The sequence below is a fragment of the Rahnella aquatilis CIP 78.65 = ATCC 33071 genome (assembly GCF_000241955.1).
GTDB classification, from domain to species: domain Bacteria; phylum Pseudomonadota; class Gammaproteobacteria; order Enterobacterales; family Enterobacteriaceae; genus Rahnella; species Rahnella aquatilis.
The window spans coordinates 1,995,130-2,010,332 of record NC_016818.1 but is presented as its reverse complement, the minus strand read 5'-3'; the positions used below and the strand labels follow the sequence as shown (position 1 = coordinate 2,010,332).

General features: G+C 54.6%; 16 protein-coding genes. 6 read left to right on the top strand and 10 right to left on the bottom strand.

Annotated features, from left to right (window positions below; genetic code table 11):
* The first annotated feature begins 176 nt into the window (after positions 1-176).
* Genes RAHAQ2_RS09200 through RAHAQ2_RS25860 form a run of 4 tightly spaced genes read left to right on the top strand, consistent with a single transcriptional unit; the run spans position 177 to position 3,428 of the window.
* On the top strand, positions 177-1,106 hold the full coding sequence (locus RAHAQ2_RS09200; protein ID WP_193785504.1) for an ABC transporter substrate-binding protein: 930 nt from the start codon (positions 177-179) through the stop codon (positions 1,104-1,106).
* Positions 1,107-1,121: 15 nt separating this feature from the next.
* The gene (locus RAHAQ2_RS09195) at positions 1,122-1,637 is read left to right on the top strand and encodes a GNAT family N-acetyltransferase (protein WP_015696958.1); all 516 of its coding nucleotides are present in this window, start codon (positions 1,122-1,124) and stop codon (positions 1,635-1,637) included.
* 15 nt (positions 1,638-1,652) lie between these two features.
* Positions 1,653-2,567, top strand: a complete 915-nt coding sequence (locus tag RAHAQ2_RS25865) for an amino acid ABC transporter permease (RefSeq protein ID WP_015696957.1) — start codon at positions 1,653-1,655, stop codon at positions 2,565-2,567.
* A 15-nt stretch (positions 2,568-2,582) separates the two neighbouring features.
* The gene (locus RAHAQ2_RS25860; RefSeq protein WP_015696956.1) at positions 2,583-3,428 is read left to right on the top strand and encodes an amino acid ABC transporter ATP-binding protein; all 846 of its coding nucleotides are present in this window, start codon (positions 2,583-2,585) and stop codon (positions 3,426-3,428) included.
* A gap of 116 nt (positions 3,429-3,544) precedes the next feature.
* Here RAHAQ2_RS25860 and RAHAQ2_RS09180 read toward each other — a convergent pair whose 3' ends face one another.
* Together RAHAQ2_RS09180 and RAHAQ2_RS09175 are read right to left on the bottom strand one after the other, a co-directional pair.
* Complete coding sequence (locus RAHAQ2_RS09180; RefSeq protein ID WP_238532073.1) at positions 3,545-4,372, bottom strand: IS3 family transposase; 828 nt, start codon at positions 4,370-4,372, stop codon at positions 3,545-3,547.
* Positions 4,372-4,878 (bottom strand): transposase, encoded by a 507-nt coding sequence (locus RAHAQ2_RS09175; RefSeq protein ID WP_015696340.1) that lies wholly within the window; start codon positions 4,876-4,878, stop codon positions 4,372-4,374. Before RAHAQ2_RS09175 ends, RAHAQ2_RS09180 begins: the two co-directional genes overlap by 1 nt.
* 336 nt (positions 4,879-5,214) lie before the next feature.
* Between RAHAQ2_RS09175 and RAHAQ2_RS09165 the strand changes: the two genes are divergently transcribed.
* Together RAHAQ2_RS09165 and RAHAQ2_RS09160 are read left to right on the top strand one after the other, a co-directional pair.
* Complete coding sequence (locus tag RAHAQ2_RS09165) at positions 5,215-5,619, top strand: CidA/LrgA family protein (protein WP_015696955.1); 405 nt, start codon at positions 5,215-5,217, stop codon at positions 5,617-5,619.
* Complete coding sequence (locus RAHAQ2_RS09160; RefSeq protein ID WP_015696954.1) at positions 5,612-6,307, top strand: CidB/LrgB family autolysis modulator; 696 nt, start codon at positions 5,612-5,614, stop codon at positions 6,305-6,307. The genes RAHAQ2_RS09165 and RAHAQ2_RS09160 overlap by 8 nt, the downstream gene beginning before the upstream one ends.
* A 313-nt stretch (positions 6,308-6,620) precedes the next feature.
* Here the strand turns inward: RAHAQ2_RS09160 and flgL are convergent, their stop codons facing one another.
* From flgL to flgE, 8 genes are all read right to left on the bottom strand, one after another.
* Entirely contained in the window at positions 6,621-7,583 is a 963-nt protein-coding gene (gene flgL / locus RAHAQ2_RS09155; RefSeq protein ID WP_015696953.1) for a flagellar hook-associated protein FlgL, read from the bottom strand.
* Positions 7,584-7,610: 27 nt separating this feature from the next.
* Positions 7,611-9,263, bottom strand: coding sequence for a flagellar hook-associated protein FlgK (gene flgK, locus RAHAQ2_RS09150; protein ID WP_015696952.1), 1,653 nt, complete (start codon positions 9,261-9,263; stop codon positions 7,611-7,613).
* A 140-nt stretch (positions 9,264-9,403) separates the two neighbouring features.
* On the bottom strand, positions 9,404-10,354 hold the full coding sequence (gene flgJ, locus RAHAQ2_RS09145; RefSeq protein WP_015696951.1) for a flagellar assembly peptidoglycan hydrolase FlgJ: 951 nt from the start codon (positions 10,352-10,354) through the stop codon (positions 9,404-9,406).
* Complete coding sequence (locus RAHAQ2_RS09140; protein ID WP_015696950.1) at positions 10,354-11,460, bottom strand: flagellar basal body P-ring protein FlgI; 1,107 nt, start codon at positions 11,458-11,460, stop codon at positions 10,354-10,356. Before RAHAQ2_RS09140 ends, flgJ begins: the two co-directional genes overlap by 1 nt.
* Positions 11,461-11,470: 10 nt before the next feature.
* Positions 11,471-12,175, bottom strand: a complete 705-nt coding sequence (locus tag RAHAQ2_RS09135; protein WP_072010213.1) for a flagellar basal body L-ring protein FlgH — start codon at positions 12,173-12,175, stop codon at positions 11,471-11,473.
* Positions 12,176-12,302: 127 nt separating this feature from the next.
* Positions 12,303-13,085 carry a flagellar basal-body rod protein FlgG gene (gene flgG / locus RAHAQ2_RS09130; RefSeq protein WP_015696948.1) on the bottom strand — a complete coding sequence of 261 codons (783 nt, stop codon included), beginning with the start codon at positions 13,083-13,085 and terminating at the stop codon, positions 12,303-12,305.
* Positions 13,086-13,106: 21 nt separating this feature from the next.
* Complete coding sequence (locus RAHAQ2_RS09125; protein WP_015696947.1) at positions 13,107-13,862, bottom strand: flagellar basal body rod protein FlgF; 756 nt, start codon at positions 13,860-13,862, stop codon at positions 13,107-13,109.
* Positions 13,863-13,896: 34 nt separating this feature from the next.
* Entirely contained in the window at positions 13,897-15,141 is a 1,245-nt protein-coding gene (gene flgE, locus RAHAQ2_RS09120; protein ID WP_015696946.1) for a flagellar hook protein FlgE, read from the bottom strand.
* Positions 15,142-15,203 lie beyond the last annotated feature (62 nt).

Below are 15,203 nucleotides of genomic sequence, written 5' to 3'. Positions count from 1 at the left end.
CGCCCGGATATTCCGGGCATTTTTCGTGAGGGAATTGCGGCGCAATGTATTTCCACTTTATCTCTTTGATTATTTAATTTTGTTGTTTTACATCCCGGTAACACTCGGGAATAGTGAAAACGTCACCTCACGGTTATCGCCACTTAAAATAAGATTGCAGGGTAAAAATAATAATGATGAAACATAGCGCAACCATCACAGCGACCGCCATCGCGGCAATATTAAGTTTTTCATCCGTCGCTGACGCCGCACCGGGTATTGATCTGATTGCCAATGAAACGCCGGTCCATACGCCAAAAAGCCCGGAAGCTGTGGCAAAAATCCCGGCCAACTTTAAGTTTGTCGAACCGGGCACACTGACCGTGGCGCTGGCCGTGCTCGGCAGCGCCCCGCCCTTCGGGCTGTTCGCCCGTGACAATAAAACCGTCATCGGCAGCGAGGCGGATATCGCCCGTCTGGTTGCCGACGGTTTGGGCCTGAAACTCAAAGTGGTTCCGGCTTCATGGGAGGACTGGCCACTGGGCGTGACCTCCGGGAAATACGATGCGGCAATCTACAACATCACCGTCACCAAAGACCGCAAAACCAAATTCGATTTTGCCACTTACCGCGAAGACACCCTGGGTTTCTATGTGAAAAGTGACAGCAAAATCACCTCGATAAAATCCGCACCCGATATCGCCGGTAAACGCATTATTGTCGGCTCCGGCACCAATCAGGAAGCCGTGTTACTGGCATGGGACAAAGAGAATCAGGCCAAAGGATTACCGGCGCTGAAACCGCAATACGTCACCGATGACGCCGCCGCGACGCTGGCCATCCAGTCCGGTCGCGCTGACGCAACGTTTGGCCCGAACGTCACCGGTGCCTATAAAGCCCTGCTGACCGGCAAAACTAAACTGGTCGGCACCGTGCCCGGCGGCTGGCCGAAAACCGCCAATATCGCCGTCACCCTGAAAAAAGGCAATGGTCTGGTGGATGCCGTACAGGCATCGCTGAACAGCGCCATTGCCAGCGGGGCTTACCTCAAAGTGCTGGATCGCTGGGGCGAAAGCGTCGAGAAAATCGATCACTCTGAAATTAACCCGCCGGGACTGGGCGACTGATCAGGAGCAGAAACGATGAGCGAAGATATTTTCATTCAGACCGTGCCGGAAGACCCGCTGATTGCACCGGTCATCGAAGGATTATTCGGTGAATACCGCGACCGTTATGGCGATTTCTTTTCCAGTCAGCCGCCGGAAGATGACAGCGTGTTTTCCGCGCCCGATGGCACTTTCATTGTTCTGCTGAGAAACGGCGTGCCCATTGCGATGGGCGCGTACAAACGCTACGACGAACAGACCGCCGAACTCAAACGTATCTGGACGGACCGTGCGCTGCGCCGTCAGGGACTGGCACAAAAAATCCTGCATGAACTGGAACGGCGTGCTGCCGCGTACGGTTACCGGCGGGTCTTTCTGACCACCGGCTTCCGCCAGCCCGAAGCGGTCGGATTGTATTTATCCCACGGTTATCAGCCGCAGTTCGACACCCGCCTCGACCCGGAAGTTTATTCCCGGCCGCCGTATGACGGGCGTTTGCCATTTACCAAAGTGCTGAAGGCGGACGTGCCGGTCACGTCATCTGCCACATAACGACAAGAGAACACTATGAGCGAAAATGCCCCTTCATCTGTGAATCATCCGCCGCTGAAAGTGGTACCGGCGCGTTATCCGTGGCGTCTTGCCGGTGCGGTATTTTCGGCGTTTATTCTCCTGAGCATCATCCAGTCAATCGCCACCAATTCCCGCTGGGAATGGGGCGTATTCCGCCAGTGGTTTTTTGATCCGGTGATCTTGTCGGGGCTTGGCAAAACGCTGTTGCTTACGCTGCTGGGCACCCTCTTCGGGGTGATTTTCGGCACGGCGCTGGCCCTCGCCCGCCTGTCGAAATCCTATTTACTGAATGCGCTGGCCTGGGGGTATATCTGGCTGTTCCGTTCATTGCCGCTGCTGCTGGTGCTGATCATTCTCTACAACTTTTCCTATCTCTACGACAACCTTTCGCTCGGCATTCCGTTCACCACGATCTCCTTCTTCAGCACGCCGACGGTGGATTTGCTGGATCAGTTTTCCGTCGCCGTACTCGGTCTTTCGCTGGTGCAATCGGCGTATACCGCCGAGATCATTCGTGGCGGGATTTTGGGCGTGGAACACGGCCAGCATGAAGCGGCCGCCGCGCTGGGATTACCGGCGTATCGCCGCACGTTCCGCATTATTTTGCCGCAGGCGTTACGCTCGATTCTGCCAACCGGTTTTAACGAAGTGATCAGCCTGGCGAAAGGCACATCGATAGTTTACGTCCTGTCGATGCCGGAGCTGTTTTACACCGTGCAGGTGATTTACAACCGCACGCAACAGGTGATCCCGCTGCTGATGGTCGCCACCCTCTGGTATCTGCTGATCACCACCGTGTTGTCGGTTTTACAGTATTACGTCGAACGTTATTTCTCCCGCGGCACCGTACGTCAGGTCGCGCCGACCCCCTTACAGCGTCTGCGTCAGTGGCGCGTCGCCCGTTCTTAATAAAGGGAAAGAATCATGTCAGAAGCCTTTGATTTATTCGTTAACCGCCCGCAGGAATCCCCGGTTAAACAACTGTTCCCGCACAAACCTCAGGCGGCCACCGTCGGGCGCATTGAGATCAATAATCTGAGCAAATACTACGGCGCGCATAAAGCGCTGGATAACGTCAGTCTGCGCATTGAACCCGGCACCGTAACCGTTATTCTCGGCCCGTCCGGCTCGGGTAAATCGACATTGCTGCGCACGATCAACCATCTCGAGCGTGTCGACGAAGGTTTTATCCAGATCGACGGCGACTACATTGGCTACCGCCGCAAAGGCGATACGCTGTATGAACTGAAAGAGCGCGCCATCCTCAAACAACGCACACACGTCGGTTACGTTTTCCAGAATTTCAATTTATTCCCGCACATGACGGTGCTGGATAACATCATCGAAGCGCCGGTGGTTCACGGTCTGCTGAGCCGCAAAAACGCCATTGCCCGCGCGTATGAACTGCTCGACACCGTTGGTCTGCGCGAAAAAGCCCACGCGTGGCCGCGTCATTTGTCGGGCGGACAGCAACAGCGCATTGCCATCGCCCGCGCACTGGCGCTCAATCCTAAAGTCATGCTGTTCGATGAACCGACTTCCGCCCTCGACCCTGAACTGGTCGGCGAAGTGCTGGATGTGATTAAGAAGCTGGCGCAATCGGGCGTGACGCTGGTCGTCGTGACCCATGAAATCGGCTTCGCGCGCCAGGTCGCGGATCAGGTGGTGTTTATGGTGGATGGGCGCGTTGTTGAAAGCGGCGATGCCGCACAGGTGCTGGAACGGCCGGTTCATGCCAGAACCCGGGCTTTCCTGGAGAAGGTGCTTTAGCTGCCACACACATGTGACAAAAGTTTTGCTTTACTCCTTTCCCGGCAAACACTGCGCGATTTTGCTTTTGCTCCTTCCCCTCTCACTGAACTGAACCCCTAAACTTGGACACCAGGTTAGTGCAGGGGGAACATTTGAGTCCGGTAATCTGCTGGACTCATTCCACCCAACTTCATCTTTATTCTATCGTGGTTATAGTAAGCGACATACGCTTCTATCGACTCAGCCAGTTTTTCCCTGCTCTCGAACTTATAACCGTGGAACATCTCCGTCTTCAACACCGCAAAAAAGCTTTCCATTGCGGCATTGTCATAGCAATTGCCTTTTCGCGACATGCTCTGTCTTATCCCTGCCTCTTTGAGCCTTTTTTGCCACGAAGGCATCCTATATTGCCAGCCCTGATCGCTATGTAGAATGGCTTTTTTTCTGACGTAACCTGATGTAAGTAAATCATTTAGCATCTTTTCAGTCAGCTCGAAAGTCGGCCGCGTACCTATACTCATCGCGATGATTTCTGCATTGTATAAATCCATGACCGGCGATAAATACAGTTTATCCCCGCCCACATTGAACTCGGTAACATCCGTCACCAGCTTTACCCCCGGTCCGGAGGCGTTAAATTTCCGTCTCAGCAGATTGGGCGCTGGCGCCATCCCGATATCGTCCTTATAACTCCGGTATTTTTTAGGCCGCACCCGCGCCTGTACATCCATTTCCCGCATCAGGCGGAACACCTTTTTATGATTGACCCGCACGCCCTGATTGCGCAGTTCTAACGTGACGCGGCGATAGCCATAGCACCGCTTGTGGCGGACGGCCAGTTGCCCGATGGCGTCACATAACGTCACGTCATCCCCGGCTTGCTCCCGCGATTGCCACCAGTACCAGGTGCTTCGTGGCAACCTCGCAGATTTCAACAGATCCTGGAGACGGTGTTCTCCGATTAATGCCCTGATGGCGTGGATTTTTTCTTCCGTTCTGTTTTTGACTTCATCAGGGCGTCGAGCTTTTCGTTGTAAGCGCGTTCAGCACGCAGATAGCGCACCTCTTCCAGAAGCTCGGCAGGCGTCATGTCTTCAGGCTTTATCTCAGGTTTTTGCGTTTTCTGCGCCATGTTATTCCTCTCTTTCAGAGCTGGAAAAGCTGAGTTTTTAGCAGCCAGGATCCAGCGTTTGATTGTCTGATAATCAGCAATATTAAATCGGGCGGCGGCAGAACGCATAGAAAGATGTTCGCGAAGAGTCACATCGACGACATGAGCACGAAACTGTTCGGAATAGATGCGAGTCGCCTTACGAAAAGCCTGCTCACCGTGAAATTGATAGGCAGCAGTCCATGCACGAAGTGAGGATGCCGGAACGTGATATTTGCGGGCGGTAATTTTGAAGCCATCGTGGCCGTCAAGATAGTGCCTGACGGCTATCATTTTGATTTGAAAATCGTACTTCATACTAAACTCCGAATGAGGATTAAAACGTCCAACATTCGGGGTTCAGTTCATCACGAGGGGAAGGAGTGTGGGTTTGATGGCAACTCATACAATTACACCACCATTAATACCCCACCCCAACCCTCCCCTTCGCAGGGGAGGGAGCTTTGCGGCTGTCGCTGTTGTACCTGGAACATAGTCAGCGAGCAGAGCGAGCAACCCAGATATCCCCCTATTTTCCCGTTTACCAAACGCCATTTTGGAATACACTTCATTCCTAAATTTCATACTCCGTTTTGTGGCGCAGATCACATCTTAATTGTATGATGAATACATTATTCAACTGGGTGAAACACCATGAGCACCGCAACTTCTCTGGCATTCCAATATATCCGGGCGTTTATTCTGATTTATCTCTGTTTATTCGCCGGGAATGCGATTTCATCACTTTTACCGCTCACTATTCCCGGCAGCATCATCGGCATGCTGATCCTGTTTGGTTTGCTTTCAACCCAAATTCTGCCGTTCAAATGGGTTAAACCGGGCTGCAATATACTGATTCGCTATATGGCGTTGCTGTTCGTGCCTATCGGCGTCGGGGTGATGAATTATTACGCACAACTGCGCACGCAGTTCGGGCCGCTGGTGGTGTCGTGTCTGGTCAGTACCCTGGTGGTGTTGCTGGTTGTCGCCTATTGTTCCCACTATATCCATGGTGAACGCGGTGCGGTGACGGATAAAGCGGAGGATAAAAATGATTGATATTTTGTGGTCGCTGCCGCTGACGCTGGTGGTGTTTTTCGCTACCCGCAAGCTCGCCATCAAACTTAAAATGCCGCTGCTCAACCCGCTGCTGATGTCGATGGTGGTGATCATCCCGCTGTTGCTGGTCACCCATATTCCTTACGCGCGCTATTTCGCGGGCAGCAAGATCCTTAACGATCTGCTGCAACCCGCCGTTGTGGCGCTGGCCTTTCCGCTGTACGAACAACTGCATCAGATCCGTGCCCGCTGGAAATCTATCATCAGCATCTGCTTTATCGGCAGCGTGGTGGCGATGGTAACCGGCACCGCGATTGCATTATGGATGGGGGCAACGCCGCAGATTGCCGCATCGGTATTACCGAAATCCGTCACCACGCCGATTGCCATGGCCACCGCGCAGTCGATCAACGGTATTCCGGCTATCAGCGCCGTGTGCGTGATTTTCGTCGGTATTCTTGGCGCTGTGTTTGGTCATACGATTTTGAATATTCTGAAGATCACCACCAAAGCCTCACGCGGGCTGGCGATGGGCACCGCATCACACGCACTGGGCACCGCGCGCTGCGCAGAAATGGATTATCAGGAAGGCGCATTCAGCTCACTGGCGCTGGTGATTTGCGGCATCATCACCTCCCTCCTCGCCCCGTTCCTGTTCCCCGTCCTGCTCGCCCTGTTTGGTCGTTAACCCATAACAATAACGAGTACAGATTCCTCTAACTGTTTCGGATTGTATCAAGGCGGCAAGCCTGTAAGTCCCGATGAGCTGACAATAAGTCAGTGATTCGGGCGAGCAGACGCAGCCAACGCAGAGACAATTCGAAACAGGACGAGGAAGGGAAAAAGTGTATGTCGCCAAACCTTAGAAAGACGACATACAAAGCTGAAAGTACCCGGTTTAAGTACAGTCAGAAAAGTGTCTGCCTGTCTGCCGGTAAAGGCAGACAGACAGCGATAACGAAGAGTTTGACCTGGCGCGTAAGCTTACGCGCCGGAGAGTATTACGAATTCATCTGGAACAGTGACATACCCTGCATGGCGCTGTATGTCTTATAGGATGCCTGCAGCGCGACCTGCTGCAATGTGTAGGTCGAAATGGCTGAGGTCCATTCGGTATCCACCAGATTACTGAGTTTGGTGGAGTTCGCCACTTCGCGGTTGTCGCCCAGCGTATCGAGATTGTCCAGTTCGTCCATCTGCGTACCCAGCTCTGAACGCACGGAAAGCACGTTGTTGAGTGAATTACTCAGGCCACGGTTGGCTTTATCGATAGCATCGGTGTATTCAGTATCTGACGTGAAATTTGCAGAAGGTGTTTTTAACGCCGTCAGCGCGCCATCGATGGTTTTGAAAATATCTGATTCACCGTCTGTACCATCAGGCTCTTTCTTCGCATCACCCGTTAAGGTATCAAAGATCTGATTACCGGTATGATTGATGGTCATGGTACGGCTGGCATCAACCTGCTGAGCAATAGACGTCGTGCCGCCGGAATATGTCACCGCACCCGTTGTGGCGTTCTGTGTATATGGCGCAGAATCACTTTTGTAACCGGCGAAAATGAAGCGCCCGTTACCGTCGGTGCTGTTTGCCAGGTTCAGCAACTGTGATTTCAGGCTTTCCAGTTTGGTCGCCAGAGAAGAACGGTCATCATCGCTTAAAGAACCGTCACCGGCCTGAACGATCAACGACTGTGCCCCCTGAATGGTCAGGGTCACACTGCTTAAAGTCGACTCTTCCTGACTCATACTTTGGTTAGCAAAGGTACGGGCTACGGAAAACTGGCCGTTCTCCGATTGCGCCTGACGTACCAGCACCGCCTGTGACGCCGCCAGCGGATCATCTGAAGGCTTGCTCACTTTGCTGCCGGTGGACAACTGCAAACCGGTCGCCTGAAAACGGTTCTGGCCATCCAGCACCGCATTCATGTTTTGGTTGTAAATCATATTGGTACTAAGACGCATGGCATCAGTTCCTTGTCAGTTCTGGGATCAGCGAATGTTGATGATCGCGTCGAATATCGTCGAAGCCGTCTGCACGACCTGCGCGTTCGCCAGATAATATTGCTGGTAACGTTGCAGATCGCCGTATTCCTCATCGAGGTTAACCCCGGAGATAGACTGCTGTTGGGCGGTAAGCTGCGTGACGATATTGGCCTGCGAGGTGCTGGTGGTGGTCAGTGTGGCAACCTGGTTACCCACGTTACTCACCATGCTGGCGTAAGCACCCGACAGGGTAGATTTACCTTCCACCAGTTTCGCGGTTTGCAGGTTCAGCAGTTTCTGCGCATTAGTATTGTCACTCACGCCGCTGTTTGCCGCACCCGCTGCGGCGATCAGTGAAGAATCACTGATCGCCACATTCATGCTGCCCGCGACATTACTGACCGTTTTGATGGTGATGCTGTCATTGGTATTGGGCGTGCCGCTGACGGAAACCGACAAGCCATCGAAATTCATCGTCGGATTACCGCTGCCGTCTGTGCCTGCCGTCGGGGTGATTTTTGCCCCGTCAGAAACGCGGGTCACATCCCAGCCGGTGCCGTTGTAAGCCATGGTGTAATCACTGGCTTTCACCGCTGCCGTGTCGGTATACGCCACGTTCACTTGTGCACTGCCGGTGTTTTTGGTGTTGCTGACCGTAGTCGCGCCGGTGAAGGAGAAGAAGTTCGTTCCTGCGTCACCGTTAAGGTCAAAACCGGCTTTGTTGGTGGTGTTGAAGCTGTCAGACAGCGCCAGCGCCAGTTGCCCGAGCTGGTTAATGGCCGGTTCCAGGTTGTCTTTACGGAAAGCCAGTGTACCGCCGAGCGAACCGGTGGTCAGACGACTTTCCTGAATTTCAGAAACCGAACCGTCAGGTTGGGTCATGCCGACCGTCAGTTTGGAAGGATCAGCACTGGACGGCATCGCAACCACCGTTTTGGCGTTGCCGCCACTCACCAGCGGCGTGCCGTTGGCGAAGGAAACATTGTAAGTATCGCCGTCCTGCTGGGTCACCACCACACCGGTGACGTTGTTCAGCTGACTGACCAGTTGGTCGCGCTGATCGAGCAAGGCGTTAGGTTCCTGCCCGGTGCTGCCGCGCGTTGCGGTGATCTGATTGTTCAGTTTGGCAATCTGCGACGCAAAGGTGTTGATCTGGTCAACATTCTGCGTGACTTGCTGGTTAACGGCGGTATTCATGTCGTTCAGGTATTTGGCGGAACTGTTGAACTGCGCGGTTAAACCCTGAGCCTCACCCAGAACGGCCTGACGTGCCGAGCTGTCGCTGGCATTGCTGGTCAGCGTTTGCAGGCCTTTAAAGAAGGTCGACATAGTGGCATCAATACCGGTGGAGCTGTCGCCGAGCAGGTCATCAATAGAACTGGCCTGATCAAGCTGCGTTGACAGCGCGCTGCCGGTTGCGCTGGCACCCAGAAGCTGTTTCACCACGAAAGAATTGTACTCACGATTCACACCTGTCACCGTCACACCATTTCCGATATAACCGGCAGGCGTCGAGGTGCCATTACTTTGCGTAATAATGGCGGTCTGGCGGTTATAACCGGCCACACTGACGTTAGCGATGTTGTTCCCGGTGGTACTGAGCGCCGCCTGCGCTGCGTTCAGTCCGCTCATTGCGGTATTAATTAAGCTACTGGACATGAGTGACCTTTTGGCTGCCGGTGACTTTTTACCACCGTGTAATTAAGGGAGCTGAACCGGGGATTTCCCCTTTTCCCATTCTGATCGTGTTATCGGCCTGCACCGCTAAAACTTGAGAAAAAAAACGAGGATTTGCAGGTCTAGAAGATATCTTTTAAATCATGGCTATAGGCTTTCACCGCCTGCTCGCCCGCGCCTTTAATTTTCTGGATCACACTCACCAGTTTGTCGGCATAATTCGGATCGGTCGCGTAGCCTGCGCGTTGCAGGGCATGCGCGGCTTGTTCAGGGGTATTGGCAGAGGCAACCTGCGCATAACGCGGGTTATTGGTGAGCAATTTGATGTAGTCACTGATGGCTTCCACATAGGAGCCATACACGCGGAAACTGGCCTGCACTTTTTTCGCCACGCCGTTGGTGTATTCCGTGGTGGTGATCTGCGTGGTCGGGCCGTCCCAGCTGCTGCCCGCTTTGATACCGAACAGGTTGAAGCTGCGTTTGCCGTCAGCGGTCGGGATTTCACGCTGGCCCCAGCCGGATTCCAGCGCAGCCTGCGCCATGATCAGCTGATGCGAAATCCCGCTGTCTTTACTGGCGACCTGTGCCGGAATGGTCAGGCTGGACACGAACTGTCCGCTGTCGGCTGGCAACGGTGCGCCGCCGGTGGTGCGGTCCGGCGCAGTCGGAATGACTTTACGCAGATACTGTTCCATGGCCTGAACCGGCAGGGTTTTCAGTACTTCACCGTCCAGCGCCATCGGCACCGTCCCCGCCAGTTCTGACGGTTGCTTGCTGCCGCCGGTCAGTTGTTCGACCATCATGTCGGCCATGCCCAGCCCTTTGTCGGACATGTCCTGGGCAATTTGCTGATCGTACATCGATGTATAAAGCTTGGTGGATTCGTTATCCAGAATACCGCCCTGCGGCAGCGCCTGACGCATGCTTTTCAGCATCATCTGCACGAAAACCCCTTCAAACTGCTTCGCCACTTCTTTGATGTGCGCCTGAGGATCCTGCGCCACATCCCGCTTCAGTTTGTTAAGGGACTGCGTGTCATACGCCGCCCCTGACATCGACATCAGATCACTCATCAGATAATTTCCAAATCGGCACGCAGGCATCCGGCTGTTTTCATGGCCTGCAGAATGGACATCAGATCGATAGGCGTCGCGCCCAGCGCATTCAGGGTGCGGACAACGTTATTCAGGCTGGCACTGGAACGCACCTGCTGAATCGACCCGCCGGACTGGCGTACAGAAATATTGGTATTCGGCGTCACCACCGTCTGACCGCCGCCAAACGGCGTATTCGGCTGGCTGACATCATTCTGGCGATCGACCACCACAGACAGATTGCCCTGTGCGACCGCACAGTTATCCAGGGTCACATCGCGGTTCATGACCACGGAACCGGTACGGGAGTTGATGATGACTTTCGCATCCATCGGCCCGACGTTCACTTCGATATTCTGGATCTGCGCCAGAATGCGCACCTGAGAGGTGTTGCCACGCGGCACGATCACCTGAATATTGCGGGAATCCAGGGCGGAGGCGGTGCCCATCCCCTGACGGTTGATCGCGTCGCTGATCTGCTGCGCCAGGTTGAAATCTTCGTCATTGAGTTGCAGGCTGATCACGCCTTCGGTGCCGAAAGTGCTTGGCAATTCACGCTCAATCGTCGCCCCGCCGGTGATACGCCCGCCGGATACCTGGTTAACCGTCACGCTGCTGCCACCGGCGGATGCGCCTGCACCGCCGACCAGCACGTTACCCTGTGCCAGGGCATAAACCTGATTATCCACCCCTTTCATCGGGGTCATCAGCAAGGTGCCGCCGCGAATACTTTTGGCGTTACCCATTGATGAAACCACGACATCGATGGCCTGACCGGCGCGGGAAAACGGCGGCATTTTGGCCGTGACCATGACGGCCGCGACGTTTTTCAGCTGCATGTTGGTGCCTGCCGGTACGGTAATACCGAGCTGGGACAACATGTTGGTCAGCGTCTGGGTGGTAAAAGGCGTTTGGGTGGTCTGGTCACCGGTGCCGTCAAGGCCCACCACCAGACCGTAGCCGATCAGGGCATTATCGCGCACACCTTGTACCGTCGTCAGATCACGAATACGGTCGGCGGATGCGGGCAGTACCACCAGGGCGGACATCGCCAGACAGAGAAGACCGGAAAGGAGTTTACGCATGATTGCCTCGTTATAACGGCGATAAGTTTAAGAAGAACCGCTGCAACCAGCCCATGTTCTGCGCTTCATTGATGTAGCCATTCCCGACGTACTCGATGCGTGCATCTGCCACCTGTGTGGAGATAACGGCGTTCGAACCGCTGATGGTGCGCGGGTTAACCACACCGGAGAACCGGATGAATTCGGTCCCCTGATTAATTTCGATTTGTTTCTCACCGACAACTTTCAGATTGCCGTTTGCCAGCACTTCCGCCACCGTCACGGTCAGAGTGCCGCTGAAAGTATTATTGGCTGCTGCGCCGCCTTTACCGGCAAAGGTGTTGGCACCGGACATATCGAGGTCGGCACGGGCATTGCCGAACAGCCCTTCCAGATAACGCGGCGATGTTGCGGCGCCAAAGGTCGTTGCCCCGTTGCGGCTGGCGTTGGCCGAGGAGCTTTTGCTGGCACTGACGTTTTCCTGCAAGACGATGGTCAGTGTGTCACCGACGTTACGTGGACGACGGTCTTCAAACAGAGGCTGATAACCGTAGTTCATTGGCTGAACTGACTGGAAAATCGAACCGTTAGGAACCGGCGGTGCCGCAGGCGCAGGGGTCGCTGTGGTTGCTCCGGGTACCAGCGGGGTATGCGGCATATACGCGCAGCCATTCGCCAGTAGCGTGATTAACAGCGGCAGCACCAGCTTGCCTGGTCGGTCTTTAGAAGAAGTCATTACCGACGTGTTTTTTTTGGTCACCACAGTTATCGCCTTTAAAAAATCGACCTGGTAGGGATCTGAACCGGTTCAGGACAGAAGCGTTTGTGCCCCTGTCCTCTTGTTTTCACTCAACCGCCAAACATTACAGCTGGGAAAGTTTCTGTAGCATTTCGTCCGACGTGGACACGGCTTTACTGTTAATTTCGTATGCACGCTGGGTCTGGATCATGTTGACCAGTTCTTCCGCCACGTTGACGTTAGAGGTTTCCACATAACCCTGATACAACAGGCCCGCGCCGTTCAGGCCCGGTGTGCTTTCGGTGGGTGCGCCGGAGCTTTGGGTTTCCTGGTACAGGTTTTCACCCAAGGATTCCAGACCGCTGTTGTTGATGAAGGTGCTCAGCGTCAGCTGACCGACCTGCTGTGCCGCGGTCTGACCTTGTGTGGTCACACTGACGATACCGTCACGTCCTACAGTCATGCTCAGCGCATTCGCCGGAACGGTGATCGCAGGGATAATCTGATAACCGCTGGAGGTCACCAGCTGACCGTTCTGATCAACCTGGAAAGACCCGTCACGGGTATAGGCCGTTGTGCCATCCGGCAACTGCACCTGGAAGAAACCTTCCCCTTTAACGGCGATGTCTTTGCTGTTGCTGGTCTGCGACAGGTTGCCCTGCGAGAACAGACGTTCGGTAGAAACCGGACGCACACCGGTACCAATCTGCAAACCGGATGGCAGGTTGGTTTGCTCAGAAGACTGCGCACCAGGCTGACGGACTGTCTGGTAAAGCAGGTCTTCAAATACCGCACGCTGGCGTTTAAAGCCGTTGGTGCTGACGTTCGCCAGGTTGTTGGCGATTACATCCATATTGGTCTGCTGGGCATCCAGACCGGTTTTCGCAATATACAGCGATGGGATCATGTCATTACTCCTCTGCCATCATCAGCTCATTGACAGCAGATTATTGGCACTCTGTTCATTTTCATCGACGCTGTGGATGACTTTCATCTGCATCTCAAAGCGGCGGGCGTTGGCAATCATGTCAACCATGGTGGAAACCGGATCCGCGTTACTGCCCTCAAGCGTTCCGGGCATGACGTGAATGGTCGGGTCAGCCTGTAAAGCAGCACCGCGCGCCTGAACGGTTGCCGGTGTTGGCCGGAACATGCCGTCATCGCCACGGGCGACTTCATTGTTGGCCGCTTTCACCAGCTTGAGCTTACCGAGCTGACCCATGGTGTTCGGGTCAGCACCGGCTTCAAGCACGGCGATCGTTCCGTCGGCAGAGACCGTCAGCTGAGAGTTCGGCGGAACTTCAATCGGGCCGTTATCCCCCATCACCGGATGACCCTGAACGGTCAGCTGGTTAGTCGGTGACACTTGCATGTCACCGTTACGGGTATAGGCTTCAGAGCCATCAGGCATCTGCACCGCAAGGAAACCGTCCTGCTGTAAAGCCACATCCAGCGGACGGCCGGTGTAGTTCAGTTTGCCCTGCGTCATATCTGCGCCCGGCGTAGATGCCGTGACCAGCGTGCGGGTTTGCAGGCTTTGACCGTCCACCGGCACGGCGCGCATCGCTAAAAGCTGCGAGCGGAAGCCCGGTGTATTGGCGTTAGCCAGGTTACTTGAGGTCACCGACTGCTGAACCAGCGTCTGGCTGGCTGCACCGCCTGCGGTGTAGATAGCGTGATCCATAATGCTGCCCTGTTCTCAGGTGATAAAACGCGTATTAACGCAGGTTAACCAGCGTGTTCAGGATGGAGTCCTGAGTTTTGATGGTCTGCGCATTCGACTGGTAGTTACGCTGAGCAACAATCATGTTGACCAGTTCCGCACTCAGATCGACGTTGGAAGATTCCAGCGCGCCGCTGGTCATTGAGGCTAAACCGCCCTGACCTGCAATGCCGGTCACAGCCTGGCCGGAGGAAGAGGTTGCCGTCCAGACGTTGTCACCTTCAGATTTCAACCCTTCCGGGTTAGAGAAGTTACTCAGCACAATCTGGCCCAGTAACTGGGTTTTGTTGTTGGAGTAAGTACCGGCGATCGTGCCGTCGTCATTGATGGTGTAACCGGTCATCTGACCCGCTGCATAACCATCCTGAGTCTGGGAACCGATGCTGTCGCTGCCGGTGCTCTGCTGGATACTGCCGGTGAAATCGAGGGACACGGTTTGCGGTGTTACCGTACCGTTCGTGGCGGTATTCATGGGTAACGTCAGTGCCAGACCGGGGTTTGCAGTACCGGCCGCATTGGTCGTGCTGACCAGTGCACCACTGGTATCAAATTGCATCGCACCAATTTTGGCGGCGGCTGAACCTGCCACGCTGCCGTCTTGCGCGTAAACATCCCAGTTATTGGCCGAGGTTTTCACGAAGTAGACGTTGTTATCGTGGGCATTACCCTGTGAGTCATAGGTGGTGATGCTGTTGACGTAGTTGTAGCTGGTGTCATCGCTGCTGCTGAACGTTTTGGTGGCCGGGATCGCCTTATCCGTGGAGTTCAGGTTGGCCACCATCGTACCCACGGTAGAGGCTTTCGCGCTCATCATGGTGGTCGGAATGTTCAGGGCAACCGGTTGTGCACCCGCCGCGATAGTCGGTGGTGTACCGGTTGCCGGATAACCGGTCACGCTCAGACCCTGCATGTTCACCAGGTTACGGTTGGCATCAAGTGAGAACTGACCATTACGGGAGTAATAAACCGCGCCACTGGTGTCAGTCAGACGGAAGAAACCGTTGCCGCTCAGTGCCACATCCAGACCGCGGGAGGTGTTAGTGGTGGTACCGTCATTGAAATTCTGGGTGACGGCGGCGACTTTAACGCCCATACCGGTCTGGGAACCGGCGAACATATCGGCAAAAGAGGCGGTGGCTGTTTTAAAACCCACGGTCGCGGAGTTGGCAATGTTGTTACCAATCACATCGAGGTTAGTCGATGCCGCGCTCAGGCCGCTGACTGCTTGAGAAAAGCTCATGTTAGCTCCATTTTACTGTGTGTGGTGTTGTTAGCTCCTCCCCTTAGCAGGGAGGGAGCGGT